At 40.0% G+C, this 21,677-nt stretch carries 21 protein-coding genes, 1 tRNA gene and 1 pseudogene; 9 read left to right on the top strand and 14 right to left on the bottom strand.

Annotation, left to right across the window (positions count from 1 at the left end):
- The first annotated feature begins 79 nt into the window (after positions 1-79).
- Positions 80-925, top strand: coding sequence for a CPBP family intramembrane glutamic endopeptidase (locus tag C3V44_RS09970; RefSeq protein ID WP_106096360.1), 846 nt, complete (start codon positions 80-82; stop codon positions 923-925).
- Positions 926-1,336: 411 nt separating this feature from the next.
- Here C3V44_RS09970 and C3V44_RS09975 read toward each other — a convergent pair whose 3' ends face one another.
- From C3V44_RS09975 to C3V44_RS09990, 4 genes are all read right to left on the bottom strand, one after another.
- Positions 1,337-2,050 carry a DUF4197 domain-containing protein gene (locus C3V44_RS09975; RefSeq protein ID WP_002673868.1) on the bottom strand — a complete coding sequence of 238 codons (714 nt, stop codon included), beginning with the start codon at positions 2,048-2,050 and terminating at the stop codon, positions 1,337-1,339.
- A gap of 81 nt (positions 2,051-2,131) precedes the next feature.
- Positions 2,132-2,839: a beta-carotene 15,15'-monooxygenase gene (locus tag C3V44_RS09980; protein WP_106096361.1), complete on the bottom strand. Its 708-nt coding sequence runs from the start codon at positions 2,837-2,839 to the stop codon at positions 2,132-2,134.
- Positions 2,840-2,848: 9 nt separating this feature from the next.
- Complete coding sequence (locus tag C3V44_RS09985) at positions 2,849-3,691, bottom strand: DUF3822 family protein (protein WP_009410305.1); 843 nt, start codon at positions 3,689-3,691, stop codon at positions 2,849-2,851.
- Positions 3,666-4,328, bottom strand: a complete 663-nt coding sequence (locus C3V44_RS09990) for a hypothetical protein (RefSeq protein ID WP_002673865.1) — start codon at positions 4,326-4,328, stop codon at positions 3,666-3,668. The genes C3V44_RS09985 and C3V44_RS09990 overlap by 26 nt, the downstream gene beginning before the upstream one ends.
- A 126-nt stretch (positions 4,329-4,454) precedes the next feature.
- On the opposite strand from C3V44_RS09990, the gene C3V44_RS09995 reads away from it, so the two are divergent.
- The gene (locus C3V44_RS09995; RefSeq protein WP_106096362.1) at positions 4,455-5,876 is read left to right on the top strand and encodes an ATP-dependent RecD-like DNA helicase; all 1,422 of its coding nucleotides are present in this window, start codon (positions 4,455-4,457) and stop codon (positions 5,874-5,876) included.
- Between the two features lie 55 nt (positions 5,877-5,931).
- Here C3V44_RS09995 and C3V44_RS10000 read toward each other — a convergent pair whose 3' ends face one another.
- The 5 genes from C3V44_RS10000 to purK all read right to left on the bottom strand — a co-directional run bounded on the left by C3V44_RS10000 (position 5,932) and on the right by purK (position 10,118).
- The gene (locus tag C3V44_RS10000) at positions 5,932-6,279 is read right to left on the bottom strand and encodes a phage holin family protein (protein ID WP_002673862.1); all 348 of its coding nucleotides are present in this window, start codon (positions 6,277-6,279) and stop codon (positions 5,932-5,934) included.
- Complete coding sequence (locus C3V44_RS10005; protein WP_106096363.1) at positions 6,264-7,034, bottom strand: alpha/beta fold hydrolase; 771 nt, start codon at positions 7,032-7,034, stop codon at positions 6,264-6,266. Before C3V44_RS10005 ends, C3V44_RS10000 begins: the two co-directional genes overlap by 16 nt.
- Positions 7,035-7,053: 19 nt before the next feature.
- Positions 7,054-8,154, bottom strand: a complete 1,101-nt coding sequence (locus C3V44_RS10010; RefSeq protein ID WP_106096364.1) for a glycoside hydrolase family 6 protein — start codon at positions 8,152-8,154, stop codon at positions 7,054-7,056.
- A 103-nt stretch (positions 8,155-8,257) separates the two neighbouring features.
- On the bottom strand, positions 8,258-8,941 hold the full coding sequence (gene trmB / locus C3V44_RS10015) for a tRNA (guanosine(46)-N7)-methyltransferase TrmB (RefSeq protein ID WP_106096365.1): 684 nt from the start codon (positions 8,939-8,941) through the stop codon (positions 8,258-8,260).
- A gap of 22 nt (positions 8,942-8,963) precedes the next feature.
- Positions 8,964-10,118 carry a 5-(carboxyamino)imidazole ribonucleotide synthase gene (gene purK / locus C3V44_RS10020; RefSeq protein WP_106096366.1) on the bottom strand — a complete coding sequence of 385 codons (1,155 nt, stop codon included), beginning with the start codon at positions 10,116-10,118 and terminating at the stop codon, positions 8,964-8,966.
- Positions 10,119-10,533: 415 nt separating this feature from the next.
- Between purK and ribD the strand changes: the two are divergent.
- From ribD to C3V44_RS10055, 7 genes and pseudogenes are all read left to right on the top strand, one after another.
- Positions 10,534-11,528: pseudogene (ribD, locus tag C3V44_RS10025) on the top strand (bifunctional diaminohydroxyphosphoribosylaminopyrimidine deaminase/5-amino-6-(5-phosphoribosylamino)uracil reductase RibD).
- 392 nt (positions 11,529-11,920) lie between these two features.
- Positions 11,921-12,835, top strand: coding sequence for a hypothetical protein (locus C3V44_RS10030; protein ID WP_106096367.1), 915 nt, complete (start codon positions 11,921-11,923; stop codon positions 12,833-12,835).
- 396 nt (positions 12,836-13,231) lie between these two features.
- Positions 13,232-14,368: a carboxypeptidase-like regulatory domain-containing protein gene (locus C3V44_RS10035; RefSeq protein WP_106096368.1), complete on the top strand. Its 1,137-nt coding sequence runs from the start codon at positions 13,232-13,234 to the stop codon at positions 14,366-14,368.
- Between the two features lie 48 nt (positions 14,369-14,416).
- Positions 14,417-14,677 (top strand): hypothetical protein, encoded by a 261-nt coding sequence (locus tag C3V44_RS10040; protein ID WP_106096369.1) that lies wholly within the window; start codon positions 14,417-14,419, stop codon positions 14,675-14,677.
- Between the two features lie 404 nt (positions 14,678-15,081).
- On the top strand, positions 15,082-16,725 hold the full coding sequence (locus tag C3V44_RS10045; RefSeq protein WP_106096370.1) for an Ig-like domain-containing protein: 1,644 nt from the start codon (positions 15,082-15,084) through the stop codon (positions 16,723-16,725).
- Positions 16,726-16,782: 57 nt separating this feature from the next.
- Positions 16,783-17,271: a coiled-coil domain-containing protein gene (locus C3V44_RS10050; RefSeq protein WP_106096371.1), complete on the top strand. Its 489-nt coding sequence runs from the start codon at positions 16,783-16,785 to the stop codon at positions 17,269-17,271.
- A gap of 263 nt (positions 17,272-17,534) precedes the next feature.
- Positions 17,535-17,605, top strand: a tRNA-Gln gene (locus C3V44_RS10055).
- Between the two features lie 33 nt (positions 17,606-17,638).
- Here C3V44_RS10055 and cls read toward each other — a convergent pair.
- The 5 genes from cls to C3V44_RS10080 form a co-directional block, all read right to left on the bottom strand.
- On the bottom strand, positions 17,639-19,090 hold the full coding sequence (gene cls, locus C3V44_RS10060; protein WP_106096372.1) for a cardiolipin synthase: 1,452 nt from the start codon (positions 19,088-19,090) through the stop codon (positions 17,639-17,641).
- Positions 19,087-19,860, bottom strand: a complete 774-nt coding sequence (locus C3V44_RS10065; RefSeq protein WP_106096373.1) for a (Fe-S)-binding protein — start codon at positions 19,858-19,860, stop codon at positions 19,087-19,089. Before C3V44_RS10065 ends, cls begins: the two co-directional genes overlap by 4 nt.
- A gap of 86 nt (positions 19,861-19,946) precedes the next feature.
- Complete coding sequence (locus tag C3V44_RS10070; RefSeq protein WP_106096374.1) at positions 19,947-20,309, bottom strand: hypothetical protein; 363 nt, start codon at positions 20,307-20,309, stop codon at positions 19,947-19,949.
- Positions 20,310-20,403: 94 nt separating this feature from the next.
- The gene (locus C3V44_RS10075; protein ID WP_106096375.1) at positions 20,404-20,823 is read right to left on the bottom strand and encodes a phosphoheptose isomerase; all 420 of its coding nucleotides are present in this window, start codon (positions 20,821-20,823) and stop codon (positions 20,404-20,406) included.
- Positions 20,824-20,843: 20 nt separating this feature from the next.
- A complete protein-coding gene (locus C3V44_RS10080) occupies positions 20,844-21,674 on the bottom strand; it encodes a 1,4-dihydroxy-2-naphthoyl-CoA synthase (RefSeq protein WP_106096376.1) in 831 nt (276 codons plus the stop codon).
- Between the last annotated feature and the right edge of the window lie 3 nt (positions 21,675-21,677).

Consider the following 21,677-nt stretch of genomic DNA (forward strand, 5'->3'; position numbering starts at 1 on the left):
AACATATTAATTAGCACATTTGTAAATTTACTAATTTGCTATTTTTTCTTATCTTTGTACTTTCAAAACTTCTTCTATTATGACAAAGAACAAGAAGATAAATGTATGCATTTTTATTCTCGTTGCCCTCAGTTGTGGCTGGGTAGGCGTATGGGTAGATTCCCTTACGGGGGAAACAGCAGGCGATTTCAGCAATACCAGCAATGGTACTAAAGGAATGGGTATTTTTATAGCTGCCCCAGTGCTGACTTGGCTCGTGTTGCGCGCCTTTATGGGCGATGGTTGGCGCGATGCAGGACTGCGCCCATTTATCAAGAAAAACCTGCGGTGGTATGGGGTGGCTACGCTTATTTATCCTACGGTGATTGCCCTTATCCTGCTTATTGGAGAACTTTTTGGGTGGCTGAAAGTGCAAATCCATTGGACAAACTACTTCGCGGGTTTTGGTATTTTTGTATTAGCGGAATTTGTAAAGAATTTCTTTGAAGAATCGTCGTGGCGGGGGTACCTCACCGCTCGTTTGCTCAGTTTGAAGCTGAAAGATATATGGCTCTACCTCATTGTGGGGGTAGTGTGGTGTTCGTGGCATTGGCCTTACTTTTTCTACTTCATAAAACCCGAACGCCTATTTGCTTTATTCCCTTACGACAAAGTAACCTTTTGCGTGTTGGCATTAGTGAGCTGCACCTTGTGGACGGTAATGTATACCGAGATTTTCCGCCTTACGGGCTCTATCTGGCCTGGGGTGTGGATGCACGCTATTGAGGATACTACCATCTACAGCTTGATGTACGACAAGCATATTTTCATTGAGACGGGTAAAGATATACTCATTTCACCCGTTTCAGGGATTATTCCTTGTCTGTTGTATCTTGGTGTCGGTTTATGGTTACGCAAAATCAGGATTGCCAAAGAGAAACAGTAGGAATAAAACTCTCCGTGCGGTACTTATATACTACACAGGGATTATTATTATTGCCTGTCGTGCTACAACTGCCTGTGTGGCTCGCAATTTGCTAATTTAACGTCAGCTCGATATATGCAACATTAATTTACAATTGTCTTTCTGTTACTATTCCGTGAAAATTCCTCAGCTTTAGCTGAGCAATTCGTGTAATGTGTGTGTAGTCTGCGAGCTGGCATAGCAGAGTATGTGTCTAAAGGTAGCTTGCTACCTATTTGTTTGATTTTTTTTAAGATTTGTAAAATTTCTGTAGCGTAAGCTACACTTTTCTTATATTGAACTCACGAATTTAACAGTCCGTACAGCTCGCACGTGCTACGTTAATAGTTAAACAACGAAAAATCCCTTTCTCTGTGAGAAAGGGATTTGCTATTATTTATTATCCTGCATCGCAAACACCGATTTTAGTAGAGGGGTAGTGCGCGCCGCTATGTTCGTGCGTATTTCCTTCTCCTTATCGCCCACCTTCACAAATAACCCATTGATAGCCTGTTGGGTAACGTATTTAGTAAGGTTCGGTTCAACGGGCTTTACCAAAGGTATTTGGTTATACTTATTGATAATGTTCTCCCATACCTTATCGGCACCTACTTCACTAAGTGAGGCTTGCACTTTGGGAGCAAAAGCAGTCTCCAAAGAACTATAAGTGCTGTTTTTTAGGTAGGTAGTCGCTGCGGTATTGTCACCTTTTAAGATGTTCATCGCATCGGTGAAGGTCATATTTCGTATCGCCGATAAAAAGATAGGCTTCGCCTGGCTTACAGCATTTTCAGCTGCTTCGTTTAGTACTTTTAGCCCTTGGTCAGCCAAAGAACCTAACCCCACCGAACGCAAAGTTTTATCTACCTTCTGGAGTTCTTCGGGTAAGAGAATGCGCACCGCTTGGTCTTTAAAATAACCACCGTCTTTGCTCAGTAAATCCACCCCACTACTTACCCCCATTTCAAGGGCTTGTTTGAGTCCGCTGGCTACATTAAATCCGCTACCGCCTTGGGTAGTGTTGCCCATAACTTGTTGCAATTCGTCGCAACTGTTCAGAGTAAAAGAGCCCATTGTTAAGAGCCCCAAAAGCATTACTTTTTTCATATATTTGTTTTATTAATTTTTAACTGTCTTTTTCTTATTTCATCTGTAAAAGTAGCCTAAATTGTAGCAGAAAATTACTATTTACCTTTTATTTATTGAAAGATATATACTGAAAATGCTTCCAAAAAGTATCGGGAAGGTAATTACAATACCTATACCAAAAGAAAGAAAGCCTGCTAACACAAAAACACAACCCAAAAAGGTAATGATAAGGGCAGTGAAAGGTGCGAGCATTATTCTTCTATAACTCTCTCCCATAGCCTTGAAAAGAGGTTTGTTTTTCAAAATAATAATCGGGATAGTGAGCACAAATACTAACGAGATGATAGTGTTAAAGGCAAGTCCTAACGAGTACGTTCCTACGGCAGAAAAGCCTACTAATATAAAAGTTTTAAGGCACATTTGCAGAATAACGTGGCTTAAAATAGCACTTGTTTCAGGAGCGCGATAATAAGTGAATAGGTTGCTCAAAGTAGCGCGTTCCCCTTGGATTACCGTCGCGTAGTTCTTGTAAATACCTGCTGTAAAAGGGGTAATGATGCCATCTACAAGTAACGAGAAGAACCAAAATTTAATAACAAAACTCCGGCTACTGACTAAAGCGATGAGCTTTTCGGGGTTGCTTTGCAGAGCTATGATATCCTCTAAAGGCATTCCGAAGATAGTAGTAATAAGAGAAGCGTAAACTAAAAACACTACTGTAAATAAAATAAGAGAGCCCAAAAGGTGCACTCCGAAAGTACTTTGGTATAGTTTAAAAGTATTGCGCAATATGTTCAAAAATTTCATAGCAATAGGTTAAAAAGATTGGGTGAGCACAAAATTCCGACGAATGAGCTCTTCGTCCATTCCTGCAGCAAAATGTTCCTTATGGTATTTCAGGAGGTAAATATACCTCACATAACGCCTTACCTTATTATAAAACAGTGCTGTAGGTTCTACTTCCCCTGTGATATAAAGAGGCACTTGCTCAGTATCAATGTCCAATTGCTCAATAGAGAAAAGAATGTAATACAAGAAGTCTTCAATAGTTTCATAACTGAACCTATTGAAGTAATACAGTTTTTTACCTCTAAACACTACAAAGTAAAAAGAGCCTACTTCGGCATAGATATACATCACTTCGAAAGCGTGCGAAGAGTAGTGTTTGAGGAACATACGTAGTAGTGAGGTAGCAAAGTGTTGGTAGTCGAACCTACCGTAATAAGAAAGTAGTGAATTATTTACTATTGTATTGGGCAAATAAGCATTCACCGTTTCAATAGATATGATTCTATCAATTTCCACGGTATAGGGTTCCGCCTCCGATACATCTATACTGTATTTGAGGTATTCCAGCATTTCGTCTTTTCCGCCGTAAAGAGACTGTGGGATAAAAGCAAAGGAAGGGGTATTGTGTAAAACCTTAATAGTATCGAAATCTTGGCGGAGGTCGTCTTCACTTTGTATCACAAAATAGATTTGCCTATCGATATCTTCTTTGCTCTTATAGCTGAAGTTGATAGGAAAATTATAAATAGCCTCTACACACAGGAGCACAGGGTTAAACACACAAAAAGAAAGTCCATCCAAGTTTATTTGAATGGACAATTCCTTAAAGTACGTTTTAAACTGATTATTGCTTTGCAATTTTTGCGTCATAAGAAGTTGGCCAGTTACCGTTTACAGTAAGCTCTTCGAGTGAACCTACTTTAATATTAGGACCTCTTACATCTTCTACCGATGTTTTTGCAATTTCTTTTTCTACTAAGTCTTCATCAAGACCTTGTAGCACCACTCTCTTAGGCACATACGCTTCAAAAACGGAAGATTTTACATTGTTTTTGTCGGTAATTTCTCCTGTTTTCATTATAAACTGACCAGGAATTTTACCTTTGATAGGAGGTAAATCGCGCAAATGCAAATAACGATTATCGTTTTTAAACAATGAATCTTTTACTGATACGTGCCCCAAAGTATCAATAACTACACCTTGGCGCATTACCGTAATTTTAAAAGTCTCATCGAAAGCATTCCAGCTTGTGTCGCGTTGTGAAGTAATAGTAAATTGTGCAGTTTCGATAAACTTAGTAAGCTCATCAAAATTATCGGCATATTTGCCGTTGAGTCTCAAATAAGCATCTTGCGCTGCACGGATATCTTTCAGTTTCTTAATTACCTCGGTGTAGCGTTCCTCCTTAATTTTTTTGAACTCAATAGGGCCTGTGATAGACCTGTAAATTAGGTAGCAAAATACTAAACCTAATGCCCAAAATGCAATAGTTACAATTTTTTTCATCGTTTTAATTCTATAAATTAATAATAACTTTCTTGACTGGTATTGCGCAAAACTACAATCTTTTTTTGAAACAGAAAAATTATTTTAACTTTTTTTTATAATTTTGCTCTCAGAACTGTTTTTATTATGAACGAAAAAGCCTTTTTTAGTGCCCTTATTAGTGCCTTTAAACACGAGCCTACTCCTTCGCAAGATATTGCTTTACAAAAGATTACAGAATATCTGTTCTCAGCAGATGCTTCTGATAAACTTTTTTTACTAAAAGGTTTTGCTGGAACCGGAAAAACTTCTATCACCAACTGTCTTATCCGTACTTTACCGCTCATAAACCACCAATCGGTGTTATTAGCACCTACCGGTAGAGCAGCCAAAGTGATGACCTATTTCACCCAAAGACAGGCTTTCACTATTCACAAATATATTTATTACTCCAAAGCTGATGGTACTGATGTATCCTTCAAACTGCGTGCCAATAAGCTCCAAAATACTTTATTTATAGTAGATGAGGCTTCGATGATTGCTGATAACGACTATCAACTCTTTGAGCGCCCTTCATTATTAAACGACTTAATGCGCTTTGTGTATTCTGGGAAAAACTGCAAACTATTACTTATAGGCGATACTGCGCAATTGCCTCCTGTTAATACCCTCGAAAGTCCTGCACTCAATATTCCTTATTTAGAATATCAGTTTCAAAAAGAAGTACTCACGGTTACGCTTACTGAGGTGGTACGCCAGCGACGGAAGTCGGGCATATTGCGCAATGCTACTCGTTTGCGCAAACATATCTTTTCTTCACTTGCTGAAAAACAGTTCGCTTTTAAGATAAATCATCACCCTGATATAATACGACTTACTGACGGAGCTGAAATACAAGACGCTATCAGTGAGGCGTATGACGATTATGGTTCAGAAGAAACTACGGTGATAGTGCGCTCCAACAAGCGCGCGGTGGCTTGGAACAACCAAATACGCAGGGTAATTTTAGACGTTGAAGACGAAATAGCTGCCGGAGACTTGCTAATGGTGGTTAAGAATAATTACTTTTGGTGTAAGGATAATTCGCAAGTAAGTTTTATTGCCAATGGTGATACTATAGAGGTATTACAACTTTATGACTTTACAGAAGCCTATGGTTTCCGCTTTGCTGAGGTATCGGCTCAGCTTATTGATTATCCCGAAGTGCCTCCGTTTGATACGGTTATATTATTAGACACCTTAAACAGTGAAGCTCCTGTCTTATCACCGGCTCAAAGCAATCAGCTTTATGAAGAAGTACTCACTGATTACGCTGATGAACCTACGGCTTATAAAAGATATCAGAAAGTGAAAGAAAACCCTTATTTCAATGCTTTGCAGGTGAAGTTTTCGTATGCGATAACTTGCCATAAGAGTCAAGGGGGGCAATGGGACGCCGTGTTTGTGGAAAAACCTTACTTACCTGATGATATCATAGATGAAGGTTACTTGCGATGGCTTTATACGGCTATCACTCGTGCTAAAGAAAGGGTGTACTTGGTAGGGTTTAAAGACGAGGATTTTAGTTAAGAATTAAGAGTTGAAGAAAGATGAGTTTTTTGAGTGACTTCAACTTTGGCAATAATTAGTTTCTTACTCTTCCAAAAGGAGCGAGAGCTAATGCCTGAGCTAACGAAAGGCAAGTGCTGAACATCAGTCCGCCCCAGAAGCCGTGTACTACAAAGCCACCTACTAATTTGCTTGCCAGGAGCACAATTACAGTGTTGATGATAAATAAAAAGAGCCCAAAAGTCATAAAGGTAATAGGGAAGGCAATGAACTCTAATATAGGGCGTACAATACCATTGAGAAGTGAGAGCACAAAGGCTACCACGAGGGCTGTAAAGAAGTTCTCGATATGAGCACCTACATTTAGGTAGCCCAATACAAAAACAAGGGTTGCGGAGATGAATAGGCTTATAAAGTATCGCATAGAAAATGTATGGTTTTATTGTAAAATTCAGTAGGGTTTTGAGCGTGTAACCAGTGTCCTGCCTTGCTCACTGTATCGATAATAGCGTGCGGGAAGTGAGTGCGAATAAGGGCTTCGTCTTCGGGCATCACATACTCAGAATACTCTCCTTTTAAGAAGAGTGTTTTACCTTCGAACACGTTACTATCGGGGAGTTCAGCACCTATCTCGCTTTCATTCTCAATTAAAGCAGGGAGATTCAGGCGCAAGCCCAATCGGTCTTTGGTTTCCCAATAAAGGTTTTTCAGTAAGAACTGTCGCACTCCTATATCGCTTACATAAGCCGAAAGAGCTTTATCGGCTTCGGCACGTGAATGTATCACATCGAAATTTAAGGACGCTAAACCTTGTAAACAAGCTCCGTGATGCTCAGGAAAGTATTTAGGCGACATATCAGCAACGATGAGAGAAAGCACTCTATCGGGGTGTTCGGTAGCGAAAAGCATTGCTGTTTTGCCTCCCATAGAATGCCCCATCAGGTGAAAGACTTTTAATCCGTGAGCATTAGCATATACAAGCAAATCTTGTGCCATTAGAGGATAGCTGAAATCGGGGCTGTGAAAACTACGACCGTGATTGCGTTGGTCTACTAAATGCACTTGAAAGCCCGCTTCGGCATATTTGAGCCCCAAAGTACGCCAGTTATCTGACATACCCAAAAAGCCGTGCAGGATAATGAAGGGAGTACCTTCGCCTATAATTTGAGAATGTAACATAGTTATTTAGTAAGATAATTTAAAAGTTGTTAGGGACTTTCCATTCTTCTATAATTCCTTTTTCAATAGCTTTTTGCACTAATGATTTTGCTACTGCGGGATACCAAGAGCCTGCTTCAGGATCGCCATTGGCACAAGTACCATCGGATAAGCCAGGATGTTTAATCCACAAATAAGCGTCGGCGTGAGGAGCAGAGGTTTTGGTGGTAGGGCGTACTCCTAAAGCGGCGTTAAAATTGTTACAACTGTAATAATAAGCCTTATTGGTTTGTTTAGGGCTATCGATACCATTGCGGGAGGTGTCTATCACGTAGTATTTTGTGCCTAAGTTTTTCTTTTGGAGCGTTTGTACAAACTCTTCGCTCCACTTTTCAGCCCGAGGAGTCCCTCTATGGTCGGCGACGTTGGTAACAAAGCCACGCATATACCGGATACCGCCATCTATTACCGCTTGGGCAGCTTCTTCTTGTTTGAGTTCTGTTCCGCCAATATGCAAATACAGCAACGCATTTGGGTTGTTATCAGCAAAAGTTTTTCCTACATAAGTGAGGAGTTCAGCGCGTTCTTTGTATTTTGCATCGTTGTATTTCCAGCCTTTCTTTAAACAAAAGTTATGGGCATCGGGTTCTACAATCACTATTATAGGGGTTTTGCCAATAATAGCACTGGTGCGATTTATCCACGCTTTATAAGAAGCAGCCGTTTTATGACCTCCAGTTGAATACGAACCACAATCTCTATAAGGAATGCCGTAGAGTGTGATGATAGGTGTTTTTTGTTGTGCCTTTGCGCCTTCGATGAGGCGTTTTAAGGTAGTATCGTCGAAGGCTTTTACGCCTTCGAACCATTCAGCTGTGGGAGTAGCAGCTATTTGGTAATAGAGTTTCTTTAAGTAAGGGTCTTTTTCTTGCTTAGTCATTTCATAAGCCTTAGTTTCTGTAAAGAGATAGAAAGGCTTGGAATAAGCTAATAAAGAACTGTCTCCTTTTTTAGGTTCTTCTTTTTTAGGATTTTCTTTTTGCGGAATCTCCTCAGTATTATTATGCTTATCACAAGAAATGATTGCGAAGCATATCGCAAAGGTGAGATAAATGTACGTTAAAATAATATTCTTTTTCATTGGATAATATAATCAATGATTAATGGTTATTTGATGATTCTTCGGTTGAGGTTCGTCACATACTCAGCTGTGAGCTTTCGCTGGCTTCCTACAAAGGGGGGAATTAATGTAGGGCTCTTATCTGAAAGCGAATGTAGGTAATAGGTTTGTTTTGCTCCAAATAGAACTGCTCATAAAAGGTTTTAATTTCGGTTACTTCTTCGGGTACACCGTCGCTATTATAGATGTTGTGATTGGCATAGAGTACTTTATGCCCTGCTCCGTGTAACAATCCTAGCGTATAGCCGTGCATAAACTCACTATCGGTTTTTAGGTGGATATAACCCTCAGGTGCAAGAATATGCTGATACCGCGTTAGAAAATCGGCGTTTGTAAGGCGGTGCTTGGTGCGCTTGTATTTGATTTGAGGGTCGGGGAAGGTAATCCATATTTCGCTTACTTCCTCAGGGGCAAAACAACATTCGATGAGTTCTATTTGGGTGCGCAAGAAGGCTACATTAGTAATATTTTCGTCAGTAGCAGTTTTAGCACCTCGCCAAAAGCGTGCTCCTTTGATATCGATACCTATAAAATTCTTCTGAGGGTAGCGTTTGGCTAAGCCCACTGAGTATTCGCCTTTACCACAACCCAATTCTAAGACAATAGGGTGATTGTTCTTAAAAAAGAGTTCGTTCCACCGACCTTTATAGGCAAAAGCACCGTTAAGGAGCTCTTCGCGTGAAGGTTGGATTACATTGGCAAAGGTTTTATTTTCTTCAAAGCGTTTGAGTTTGTTTTTGCTTCCCATAGATTGAGTGAATAGTGAAAAGTTAGGCGATTACGCGTATGGTGTTCTTTACTTGTTCGGCTATTTGGCGTGCTTTGTTGATATTAGGGTTTACAATGGTTACGTGTCCCATTTTCCTAAAAGGACGTGTTTCTTTTTTGCCGTAGATATAGGGGGTTACGCCTTCCATTGCCATTATCTGTTCGATGTTTTCATACACTACCTTTCCTTGATAGCCTTCTGCTCCTACAAGATTCACCATTACGCCTGCGACCTTACTTTCGGTACTTCCTAAGGGCAGGTTTAAGATAGCACGCAGGTGTTGCTCAAACTGATTGGTATAAGCTGCCTCGATACTGTAATGCCCTGAGTTATGTGGGCGAGGAGCGACTTCGTTTACCAAAATCTCATCGTTTTCTGTTTGAAAGAGCTCGACGGCTAAGAGTCCTACTACTTCAAAAGCTTGGGCTACTTGTATTGCAATAGTACGTGCTTTTTGAGCGACAGCCTCTTCAATACGCGCAGGACAGAGCACATACTCCACCTGATTGGCTTCGGAGTGGAACTCCATTTCTACCACAGGGTAGGTGCACACCTGACCCTTTGCATTACGAGCTACGATTACTGCCAATTCCTTTTTGAAAGGCACTAAGCTTTCGGCAATGCACTGGTCGTTAGGTAAAAGATTTAAGTCGGTGAGCTGGCGGACGATTTTCACGCCATTACCGTCGTACCCGAAGCGTGCTGACTTCCACACGAAAGGTAAAGTGAGCTGTAGCTCATTGATTGCCTTTTTCAGACTTTCGGTATTTTGAAAGACTTGAAAAGGAGCGGTAGGGATACCGTGAGTGGCATAAAACTGTTTTTGAGTGGCTTTATTTTGGATATTCTTGATAGTTTGAGGGCTGGGATATACTTTTACCCCTTCGGTTTGTAGTTTCTCTAAGGCTTCTACGTTTACGTTTTCGATTTCGATGGTGAGTACTTCTACGTCTTTACCAAAGTTATACACGGTATTAAAGTCGGTAAGGTTGCCTTGCACAAAGGTATTGCAGGCAATGCGACAAGGAGCATCGGGGGAGGGGTCGAGCACCTTGGTGGTGATATCGAACTTGCGGGTTTCGGTAAGGAGCATCTTGCCTAACTGACCTCCGCCAAGGATTCCGAGTGTAAAATCGGAAGAGAAATAATGAGGCATATTGCTTTTAATGATTAGTGGTTAGAGGTTAATGGTTAATGAGGAGGCAAAGGTACGAAATTAATTTTTAATACCAAAAAAAGCGAAGAATGCCAATAATGCCAATAATGCCAGAAGTACCCAAAAACTAAATAATGCCAGAGGGGTAACTTATTGGGGTTTTCGGAAGATATCAAAAGGAATTAGAATAATATCGGAAAATACCGAGATGAAAGGAAACTATGGAAAAAGTGTACTTAGCTTATAGAAAGCTTATAGGAAGCTTATACGAATCTTGGAAGATAGATATAGAAATGCTATATAGATAGTTTATTTTCAATGGGTTATGAATTGTTAAAATTGTATAAAACATTTTGTCGTTTTTATACTTAGCGGTTATTTTATTATCTTTGCACCAAAAGTTATTTTTTTTCTTATGACAACCTCAGAATTAACTATTGATGAGTGGTATATGCGTAGGTGCATTCAGTTGGCTTATAATGGCTTAGGAAGTACCTATCCGAACCCTATGGTAGGTAGTGTTATCGTATACGAAGGGCATATCATAGGGGAGGGGTGGCACCAGAAAGCGGGTGAGGCACACGCTGAGGTGCGGGCGATTACCTCGGTGAAGGATAAGAGTCTGCTACCGAAAAGTACGATTTACGTGAGTTTAGAGCCTTGTTGCCATTTTGGGAAAACGCCTCCGTGTGCTGACCTTATCATTGCTCACAAGATAGGGCGGGTGGTGATTGGCACTACCGACCCTTTTGCGAAAGTGCACGGCAAAGGGATTGAAAAACTGCGCAATGCAGGGTGTGAGGTGACAGTGGGGGTGTGTGAGGCTGAATGTAGGGAACTGAACAAGCGGTTTTTTACTTTTCACGAAAAACATCGCCCTTATATTATCCTGAAATGGGCTGAAACGCACGATGGGTTTATAGCTCCCCTGCATAAAGAGGAGGTTGCTCCGCGCTGGATTAGCGACGTTTATGCGCGCCAGACAGCACACCAAATGCGCACTGAGGAACAGGGTATTGTGGTGGGAGTAGGAACGGTATTGGCGGATAATCCTTCGTTGGACAGCCGTAGCTGGTATGGGCGCAACCCTGTGAGGATAATAATTGACCCGAAGTTACGTAGTCCGAAGGAATTTGCGGTATGGAACGACCGTACAACTACTTTGTTTTTTACTGAAGAGACGTCTGTTCCGGAAATGATACACACTGATTTTTTACGATAGATTTTAAGCATAAACCTTTGGAACAAATTTGTGCTAAACTGTATGAAATGAATTTACAAAGTATGATTGTGGAAGGAGGGGCTTATACATTACAACAGTTTATCGACGAAGGTTTATGGGACGAAGCGGTTGTATTTACGGGGGATATTTGCTTTGGAGAAGGGGTGAAAGCGCCTATTTTCAGGTAAAAAGTGCGAGCCGCACAGGCGTAAAAGGAAAGGTAAAGTTAGTGAGGGCTTACAGTTGGGTATGTGAGTAAAAGGTAAAAAGAGGTAGAAATTGCCGGAGTTACTAAAAAACGGTGAAAGAAGGCTTGGGGTATACCGAATAAATGTTAAAAAGAGGTTGTTTTTAGGAGGAAAAGTGCTTTATGGCAAGATTTTTGATAGTAGAATTAGTATAAATATGATGTAAACAAGTGTGTCTTGCAGTGTTTTAGCACAATAGTTATTTTATAAGGAGTGTAACACGGCACACATATTAAAAATAGCGTATAAGTCTTTGGCTTGGAAAGACTCGCACGGATTCTAGAAAGTACGAGCATTACAAACATAGATAATCTTCAAAATAATTATATACAATGAAAAGAGTTATTTTATTACTTTCGACAGTTGGCTTATTCACAGCTTGTGATAAAGGCGACGATTTACCACCTTCAGATCCTATCTATTTTGCAGATAAGATAGTGGAGACGACCCTACCTGCACAAGGTACCCAAACACAAACTACTGAGCAACTTTTTGAGTATGTACAAAATGTATTAGGATTGGTACGCAAACACACAATAAAAGTGACAGATGGCACCGGCAGAACTGTGGAAAAAGTGTACGAGACTTCGTATGACGGTACTTTTCCTATCAAAACGGTTTATACAGAAGGCAATGTGAAAAAAGAGGAAGTTGTGTATGATAAGTATAGCAGTGAAAGAGGACGCTTGCTTAAGAAAACAACTACTGTGGTAGGCAAAGAGAGTTTACCAACCGTAGATGAGTATGAGTATGATGGTGGCAGGTTAAAAAAACATACTAAAAGTGAAAAGTTATCGGCTAATGTAACTAAGTATACAGTGGTAGACTACAATCGTGAAGTACGCGATGAGATAAAGGCTGTAACAAGCGAATACACTGAAACGAGTGGAGTGAAGAGTACCGCTACCACTACTGCTACAGATACTTATGTGTTGAACTACAACGGAACAGTAAGAGAACACACTCACACGGCAGGTAATAAAACTTCGGTAACAACCTACCAGTATGATGGTAGAACCAATCCTTGGTTTTTGCATTTGTCTTATAGAGCTACTCACCCCGAAGTATTCTTAGATGAACAATACGCTAGAAATAACATTACCAAGAAAACGGTAAAGGATTCTGGTGCAACAGGACGTAGTTACGAGCAAGAAACCACTTATAGTTACTTTAAAACTGAATATCCTCTTAAAGCTACTGTAAAGGAAAACGGTAAAGAAGTAAAAACAATAGAATTCACATATTAGTTAGATTTTACATTGTATTTGTGTTTGAAAGTTCTTTCAGAAAAAGCTCCTATTATAGGAGCTTTTTTCTTATTTAAGCCGTAGATCGCAACACGATAGGCAGTGTGAGCCACACAGGCAAGTGCGAGCCGTACGGGCAACAGTAGTACGGTAGACAGTTTATGATTTTGGGTTTTGAGAAACTCGGGAAAATCTTTTTGCTTGGTGAGTTCGTAACTTTATACCATTTGTTTTTCGGGAGCAAAGGTACAGTAGAGGGAAAGGGATTTGCATTGGACAAGTTCAATAAAGCATAGACCATAGTTTTTAGGGTATAGGGATATTTAGCAAAAGCTTGTCGTGTAAGGGTATATTATTTACTAATTATTACTATCTTTGGCGCAAAAATATAATAAAATGAAAACACTATTCCTTATCCTATTATTCACAGCTACTACCTTACCTGCCCAAGTAGCTGAGCTTATTCTACTTGATGCCACTACTAAACAAACTATTGCTAATGCCGAAGTGTATTATACCAACACGCTTAACGGCACTATTACTAACGAGGAAGGTAAGGCAAAAATTACCGTAGAAAATGATACGCTTACCTTAAGCCATATAGGCTATGCTACCAAAAAGATTTTTACAGATAAAACCTTTACTAAAGCAACTGTCTATCTCAATCCTCAGGAAATACAACTTGACGAAGTAGTACTGTATAATTTTGATTTGAAGAAGAAAATCAAATATGTGATAAATAATTACTTTAAATTATATGACACCAAAACTAAGATATTGGAGACTACATATAGAGAGAAAACGCTTAAAGATGGTCATATTATCCGCTTGTATCAAATACAGTTAGACTGGTGGACTAAGAATTATATTTTTCATTTTAAAGAACCTTTAAGCAAATTCTTACAGATACAGCTCAAGAATACTGATTATGCTAAAATAATGAGCAGTGAGGAAGATGTATCTAATGAATTAACTTTAGAGCAAAAAACTCTTATAATGTACCTTCACTTAAACCCGTATTTGGTGTTTTTATATAATGCTAAAAGTATCAACATTAAAAAAGTAGAAAAGAACAAAGAAAATACTATTGTAACTTTTGATGCTGATTTTACAAAACTAGACCTAATTCTCATTAATTCTGTTATTTATTTTGATAATAGTACTAATGCTATTAGGAAAATTATTTTCAGTCAAAAGCCCTCTACCAACTCAGGATTATCAAGAAAATCAAAAATACCTTACACATCAACTACAGAACAGGCTACTTGGGAAATTACTTTTACCCCTTATAAAAATAAATTGCTTTTAAGTTCTTTTTCTGTGGGAGCAAAAGCGACTGTTGAAATTCTAAGTAAAGTATATACCTATCAAATAGAGCAATCTTTCTTGCGTACAGGAGTAACAAAAGGACAAATAAAAAAGAATGATAGAATAGACGTAGGAAAACCTTTCTTTGAATACGTTACCCCTCACAAACAAGGTGAAGCCAAGTTTTTACTTACCAAAGAAGAACAAGATTTTATAAACCAATAACCATAATACCTACTACCTACTACCGAGAAATATAGGCATTATCCTGCGTTGTTTTATGCTTATTTTCCCGTAGTTAACAAGGAAACAAATAAAATTCTTACGAGTATTTACGGTTATAAATCGCTTTTTTGGGCTCTATGGCAACAGCGTAAAACGGAGTATTTTAAGGCTATACAGACCAAAAAACGCCTACTCACTACCCCTGAGGTGTCATTTGAACAATATAGTAGCTTAGCAGATGATAAGTCGGCTTTTGGCAAAATAGCTATAGATAGCCTTTGGATACAAAGCAACACTTTAACAGAATAGACAATTTGCAGATGGAATACTTTGTGGTTTTTTTGTTAAAAAAACACTTTTACCTGCATTTTGTTCAAAAAAAAATCATCCTTTTTTACCCATCTGATATTCAGTTTTCTAACGCCTTTCCTTCGCCTTAGCTTCGGTTTAGATTCGCCTTAGGTTCGTCTTACCTTCGGTTAAAGTAGCTAAAAAGTAAAATATAAAAATAAAGGCAATGTATTGACTATTATATATTTATAGTTTTTAAAAAGTTTTAAGATACTCAGCTCTTATAACTAAAAAAAACACAAGCATTTAACAAGTATTAACATTTTTATTAATGAATAGATTTGTCAGTGCACTATTTGCTGAATTTGCCAATTCACTAATTATTTACTACTTTTGCAAAAAATTACCTTGTAACTCATTATATGAAACATAGATTCCCCATACTGCTCACTATATTCATCGCCTTACTGCTGTGGCAGTGCGCCCGTCGTGGTTCGCCCACAGGAGGTCCCAAAGATACTACTGCACCTGTCCTTTTGCAGTCGGTGCCAAGGTCGGGAGCAATGAAGTTCCACGGCAAGAAAATACGTTTGCAGTTCGATGAGTTTGTGGTTACCAAAGATGTGCGCAAACAGCTTATCATCTCCCCTCCGATGAAAACCTTCCCTATTATTTCGCCTACTTCAGCTTCGAAATGGTTGGAAATAAACATTATCGATACCCTAAAACCCAATACTACCTACGTGTTGAACTTCGGTAATAGTATTCAGGATTACAACGAAGGCAATCCTTTGCCTGATTTTAAATACGTGTTTTCCACTGGCGATGCGCTCGACTCGCTCTGGTATGAAGGTGATATTGCCGATGCTATTGCCCCTAAACCCGATAACTTTGTAACGGTGATGCTCTACCCCTATAACGAGCAGTATAACGATTCGCTCGTGTATAAAACGCAACCTACTTACGTCACCAATACGCTCGATAGTCTCGATAGCTTTGTGCTCGAATACCTTAAAGAAGGCAAATACAAGCTCATTGCACTGAAAGAGAAGAGTGCGAACTATCTGTTCAATCCCAAAGACGACAAAATTGCCTTTATGGAAGAACCTATCACCGTCGCCTATTTAAAGGGGAATCCACAAGGTTTCTACCCCAAATTGCGCTTGTTCAAAGAAGTACCTCCTTATAAAGCACACCGCCCTACACAAGTGGCGGGCAACCACATACAGTTTGGCTTCGAAGGTAAAACCGATAGTGTGAACATCAAGCCCATATCACCGGTGAGTAAAGATTTTAAGTATATCGTCTCCAAAGACCCTAAGAAAGATACGCTCAACCTATGGTATAGCCCTAAACAGAAGGATTCTTTGGTATTTACAGTAGCAAAACAGAAAAAAATTGATACATTTAAAGTCCGTATAAAGGAAATGAAAAACGACAGTTTGCAGATAGAGAACCTTTTTTCAGGTGATTTGCCGATGTACAAAGACTTTGGTTTTAGGAGTAATATCCCCATAGTAAAGACCGATAGCACTAAGCTAAAAGTGTTTGCAGGCAAAGATTCTACGGCAGTAGCTGTTCCGTTTAAAACACAATTAGCGCCTAATCGCTTAGAATACTATGTGCTATTCGATAAAAAGAACGACGAGACCTACCGCATAGAAGCACTTCCTAATGCGCTCACCGACTTTTTTGGACATACGAACGATACGCTAAAAGTAAACCTACATACCAAAAAACTCGAAGAAGTAGCCATTTTTAAGCTACACCTCAACACCGATGAGAAGACCCTGCAATACCCTGTTATTTTGCAACTCACCAACGAAAAAGCTACCGAAGTAGTGAGAGAGCTTTATGTTGAAAAACCACAAGAGCAATATGTGTTCGAGAACGTAAACCCCAGTAAGTTCCGCTTACGGCTGATAGAGGACAAGAATGCTAACCGAGAGTGGGACACAGGTAGTTTCCTTGAACAACGACAGCCTGAGCGAGTCTGGTATTTCCCGCAACTCATAGAGCTTCGCGCCAACTGGGAAGTAGAAGAAACGTGGCGAATTGATAATTAGCATTTGCTATGTAGATAAAAATTATTATCTTTGTCCGAAAATAATACACACAGAATTATGACAACTGAACTCATACAATTATACGATACTGTAAGTGAAAAAATAGGTAAGGAAGGAGCTGCAGCATTAGCCAGTTATCTTTCTAAATTTACTGATGAACGCGTAAAGGCAAATATTGATAACTTAGTAACTAAAACAGAATTTCATAAAGAAATAGCAGAAATAAGAATGGATATAGCCGAATTGCGTTCAGAGCTCAAGCAAGATGTTGCAGAGTTACATACTGAAATAACAGAGTTGCGCTCAGAACTCAAGCAAGATATTGCTGAGTTGCGCTCAGAATTTAAACAAGATATTGCAGAGCTACGCTCTGAATACAAACAAGATATCGCCGAATTGCGTACTGAGATTGTAGCATTAAGAGCAGATTTACAAAATGAAATGAAAGACGGTTTTGCTAAGATGAATCGTATCTTTATACAATGGCTTATAGGATTCTTTACTTCATTAGTAATTCTGATATTAACACTTTATTTTAATAGGTAATAATGATAAATATTATAAAAAAGCCTCATTGCACAGCAATGAGGCTTTTTAGTGAGTGTTACTGAGATGAGGGGATAAGAAAGGAAAAGTTTCAGTGCTTTTACTTGTTAAAAAATAGAATACTATTAGGAAAGAACTGTGATTAACTGCTTAATTATAAAGTATTTTATTTGTTTCTAATATATTTTTCGTAAAAAAACTATTAAAAAATTTGCAGATTAGAAAAATAGCAGTACCTTTGCACCGCAAAAATGAAATGTGATTGGTCTATGGTGTAATGGTAACACAGCAGATTTTGGTTCTGTTATTCTAGGTTCGAGTCCTAGTAGACCAACGAAAGGCTTCCTATAAGGAAGCCTTTTTTGTCTTACAAGAAGGGTGAAAACAACCGCACGATACGTTCTATAAGCTGTTTGAACTTACTCCGCTTTTCCCACGCTTCTAACCTTAACAAACTTGCGTCTTCCAAATCCTTATAGAAAATCCTGCGCAAATCACCTGCAACTTCTTTGTTGTACACTAAGGCATTCACCTCAAAATTAAGGTCAAAACTGCGTGCATCGAGGTTAGCTGTCCCTACTGAGGCTACTTCGCCGTCTATCACAAAAGTCTTGGCGTGTACAAAGCCCTTTTCGTATCGGTAGATTTCTACCCCTGCTTTTAGCAAATCTTCAAAAAACGACTCGCTAGCCGTATGTACAAACACCGAATCCCCTTCTTTTGGTACAAGTAATTTCACTTCTACCCCGCTAAGTGCCGCAATGATGAGGGCTTCTTGCAGTGAAGTGTCGGGAATAAAATAAGGAGTGGTAATCAGGATTTCACGCTTGGCAGCGTAGATGAGTTGTACGGTAGCGAAGAGAATGTTAGATAGGTCAGAATCTGCACCGCTAGAGACAATTTGTGTAAAATAATCGGTAGGGTAGGGCTGTGTGACTATGGGGAAGTAAGGCGCATCGATAGCTACGTTTTCCTCACTGCAAAAATTCCAATCTTGTAAGAATACCGCTTGTAATACGTGAGCTGAGTAACCTCGTACTTTTAGGTGAGTATCCCGCCAATAGAGAGCATTAGGCTCATCGTTGTTGTACTTATCACTGATGTTGATGCCTCCTACGAAAGCGGTATAACCGTCCACCACCACTATCTTGCGGTGGTTGCGGTAGTTCATACGGTTAGCGAGTTTTACAAAGTTGATTTTGTAAAAAGGGAAAGCAGGCACGCCATTAGCTAAGAGTTCTTTTACTATATTCTTGCGAATGCCTTGACTTCCGAAATCATCATAAATAAAGCGCACTTCTACCCCTGCCCGCACTTTCTCAATAAGGATATTTTTAATGGCATTGCCTATGTGGTCATTCTCGTAGATGTAATACTCTATATGAATATGGTGCTTTGCTGCGCGTAGGGTATCGAGTAGTTCAGGGAAGAGGTTTTCGCCGTTGCATATCACCTTCACCTCTTCGTTAGGGATAATAGAGAGGCGTTCTTCTATGTTCGAGAGGAAACGTAAACTCTTTTCATAGGGAGTGATGAAGGCAGTATCAAGCGAGTTTAGATGGGCACGTATCTGCGGATAGATATGTTCTAATCGCTGACGAAAGGATTGGTCGATAGTGAGCTTTTTGTGGTATATTTTATGCTTGCGATAGTTGATACCAAAAGAGAAGTAAAAGATAGCTCCCAATATAGGCACAAAAATAACCAAGAGCAAGTACGCTAAGGCTTTACTCACCGAACGGGTGTCCCACACGATGCGCAAACAAATAACGATTATCAGTAGGACGTAGAGGATTTCATAGAGCAGAAGGAACTTCATTTTTCACTATTGTCAAGTAATTCTGCGATGTCGTATACTTTTACTTGTGTTTCTTTGTTTTTTGTCTTTATACCATCAGTCATCATAGTATTACAAAACGGACAAGCGGTAGCGATGATATTGGGGTGCACTTCAAGGGCTTGTTCAGTGCGCAAAACATTGATATCCTTATCGCCTTTTTCAGCTTCTTTGAACATCTGAGCGCCTCCTGCTCCACAACAAAGAGCACGTGCCTTGCAACTCTTCATCTCTACCAAATCAGCATCAAGTTTTTGTAAGAGTTCACGCGGGGCATTGTACACCTTGTTGGCTCTGCCCAGATAACAAGGGTCGTGAAAGACAATGCGTTTCCCTTTAAAAGCACCGTCCTCAATAGTAAGTCGGCCTTCCTGCACCAAAGCTTTGAGCAATTCGGTATGATGGAGGACTTCATAGTGTCCGCCTAAGGCAGGATATTCGTTTTTAAGAGTGTTGAAACAATGTGGACAAGCGGTTACTATCTTAGTAATATGGTAGCTGTTCAGCACTTTGATATTCATCATTGCCTGCATTTGGAAGAGAAATTCGTTACCTGCACGCTTGGCAGGGTCGCCGGTACAGCTCTCTTCGGTGCCGAGTACGGCAAAGCGCACCCCTGCTTTTTGCAAGAGATGAGCAAAGGCTTTGATAATGCGCTTGGCGCGGTCGTCAAAACTACCAGCACAGCCTACCCAGAAGAGTACTTCGGGGGTTTCGCCGCGGGCTGAGAGTTCTGCCATTGTTGGGATCATAATAATCTAATTTGGTGCGAGCCGCACGGGCTGTAATTTGGTAATTTGGCACGAGCTACAAGCTCGCGCCAGCGAAATGCTGTAGTTTATTTTACGATTTCTAAATCGCCATCTACAAAACCTACGGCTATATGTTGTACTACGTTAAAAAGTTTGATACTGTTTTCGGCTACTATTTCTTTAAGGATTTCGGTAATCATTGAGAGGGCTTGTTCCCAATGTACTTCTTCAGGGATTTCATCTAAAGGTAAAAAGCAGTCTTCGGGTACAAAATCGTCTTCACAAGCCCAATCGGGGTCTTCATCATCATACGAAGAAGAGCCTATAAGCTCCAATTCGTAAGGTTCGGAGATGTTGAAATTCAGTGCAACAATATCATTAGGTAAGGTTTCTTGACGATCAATCTCAAGTAACCATTTTTTAATCTTGTTTTTAACAGTTTCTTTCATTTTGTGGTGTTATTAGAGATTTATAGGACAAGTCAGACAAGTCGGACAGAATAGGCACGAGCTACAAGCTCGTGCCAGTGAAAGACGGCTCGCACTAATCGTTAAACACTTCTACGGTTTCTTCTTTGAGGACAAAATCGGTGAATTTGCCCTTATAGCGGGTAGCTTTTACGATGTGATTGTCTATCCAATGATAGTTGCCTCCGCGAGGTTTGCCAAAGATGATGCCGTGATACTTAAAGCCGTGCTTTTTGAGCCATTGCTCAGTAACTTTGCGGTGTGCTTCGGTGCGTGAGGTGAAAAAGTAAATCACGTGACCTTCGTCATACCATTTGTTTACTTGTGCTAGAGCATCGAGAAATACCTCAGCAGTAGCCATTCGCTCGGGTTCTTCATTGGGGATATCCTCGCCTACCGTACCATCAATGTCGATGAGGTAGTTTTTCACTCCCTCTGGCAATATAGGATTTTTATTGCCTTGAGCATCTTCTTTTAAGGTAAATTTTTCAGTCATAATATTGAATTAGCAAATTCTTAAGGAATCCATTTCTTTTCGAAGTTAGGTTTGCGTTTTTCGAGGAAAGCATCGCGTCCTTCTTTGGCTTCATCGGTCATATACGCTAAACGGGTGGCTTCACCAGCGAATACTTGTTGCCCTACCATACCATCATCGGTGAGGTTCATAGCGAATTTCAGCATTTTGATAGAGGTAGGCGATTTAGTCATTATCTCTTGCGCCCACTCAAAAGCGGTAGCTTCTAACTCACTGTGAGGGACTACGGCGTTTACCATTCCCATCTCGAAAGCCTCTTGAGCAGAATAGTTGCGCCCTAAGAAGAAGATTTCGCGGGCTTTCTTCTGTCCGACCATTTTGGCGAGATAAGCTGACCCATAACCAGCATCAAAACTCGTTACATCGGCGTCGGTTTGTTTGAAAATAGCGTGTTCTTTGCTGGCAAGGGTAAGATCGCATACCACGTGCAATGAGTGTCCGCCTCCCACTGCCCAACCAGGGACTACTGCAATCACCACTTTGGGCATAAAGCGAATAAGGCGTTGCACTTCGAGGATGTTGAGGCGGTGGTAACCATCGTCACCCACATATCCCTGATGACCACGTGCTTTTTGGTCGCCACCACTACAAAAACTCCATACGCCGTCTTTAGGCGAAGGTCCTTCGGCAGAGAGCAATACGGCTCCTATGTTGATATCTTCATAAGCATCTTTGAAGGCATCGAGGAGTTCGGAAGTAGTTTTAGGGCGAAAAGCGTTGCGCACTTCGGGGCGATTGAAAGCGATACGCGCTACACCGTCACATTTTTTATACGTAATATCTTCGTATTCTTTTACAGTTATCCAGTTCATTTG

It is taken from the genome of Capnocytophaga sp. oral taxon 864, from assembly GCF_002998835.1.
Lineage (GTDB): Bacteria > Bacteroidota > Bacteroidia > Flavobacteriales > Flavobacteriaceae > Capnocytophaga > Capnocytophaga ochracea.

Coding starts and splice junctions, on each gene's coding strand:
- C3V44_RS09970 (WP_106096360.1), top strand. CDS start 80: ATGACAAAGAACAAGAAGATAAATGTATGCATTTTTATTCTCGTTGCC.
- C3V44_RS09975 (WP_002673868.1), bottom strand. CDS start 2,050: ATGAAAAAAGTAATGCTTTTGGGGCTCTTAACAATGGGCTCTTTTACT.
- C3V44_RS09980 (WP_106096361.1), bottom strand. CDS start 2,839: ATGAAATTTTTGAACATATTGCGCAATACTTTTAAACTATACCAAAGT.
- C3V44_RS09985 (WP_009410305.1), bottom strand. CDS start 3,691: ATGACGCAAAAATTGCAAAGCAATAATCAGTTTAAAACGTACTTTAAG.
- C3V44_RS09990 (WP_002673865.1), bottom strand. CDS start 4,328: ATGAAAAAAATTGTAACTATTGCATTTTGGGCATTAGGTTTAGTATTT.
- C3V44_RS09995 (WP_106096362.1), top strand. CDS start 4,455: ATGAACGAAAAAGCCTTTTTTAGTGCCCTTATTAGTGCCTTTAAACAC.
- C3V44_RS10000 (WP_002673862.1), bottom strand. CDS start 6,279: ATGCGATACTTTATAAGCCTATTCATCTCCGCAACCCTTGTTTTTGTA.
- C3V44_RS10005 (WP_106096363.1), bottom strand. CDS start 7,034: ATGTTACATTCTCAAATTATAGGCGAAGGTACTCCCTTCATTATCCTG.
- C3V44_RS10010 (WP_106096364.1), bottom strand. CDS start 8,154: ATGAAAAAGAATATTATTTTAACGTACATTTATCTCACCTTTGCGATA.
- trmB (WP_106096365.1), bottom strand. CDS start 8,941: ATGGGAAGCAAAAACAAACTCAAACGCTTTGAAGAAAATAAAACCTTT.
- purK (WP_106096366.1), bottom strand. CDS start 10,118: ATGCCTCATTATTTCTCTTCCGATTTTACACTCGGAATCCTTGGCGGA.
- C3V44_RS10030 (WP_106096367.1), top strand. CDS start 11,921: ATGAAAAGAGTTATTTTATTACTTTCGACAGTTGGCTTATTCACAGCT.
- C3V44_RS10035 (WP_106096368.1), top strand. CDS start 13,232: ATGAAAACACTATTCCTTATCCTATTATTCACAGCTACTACCTTACCT.
- C3V44_RS10045 (WP_106096370.1), top strand. CDS start 15,082: ATGAAACATAGATTCCCCATACTGCTCACTATATTCATCGCCTTACTG.
- C3V44_RS10050 (WP_106096371.1), top strand. CDS start 16,783: ATGACAACTGAACTCATACAATTATACGATACTGTAAGTGAAAAAATA.
- cls (WP_106096372.1), bottom strand. CDS start 19,090: ATGAAGTTCCTTCTGCTCTATGAAATCCTCTACGTCCTACTGATAATC.
- C3V44_RS10065 (WP_106096373.1), bottom strand. CDS start 19,860: ATGATCCCAACAATGGCAGAACTCTCAGCCCGCGGCGAAACCCCCGAA.
- C3V44_RS10070 (WP_106096374.1), bottom strand. CDS start 20,309: ATGAAAGAAACTGTTAAAAACAAGATTAAAAAATGGTTACTTGAGATT.
- C3V44_RS10075 (WP_106096375.1), bottom strand. CDS start 20,823: ATGACTGAAAAATTTACCTTAAAAGAAGATGCTCAAGGCAATAAAAAT.
- C3V44_RS10080 (WP_106096376.1), bottom strand. CDS start 21,674: ATGAACTGGATAACTGTAAAAGAATACGAAGATATTACGTATAAAAAA.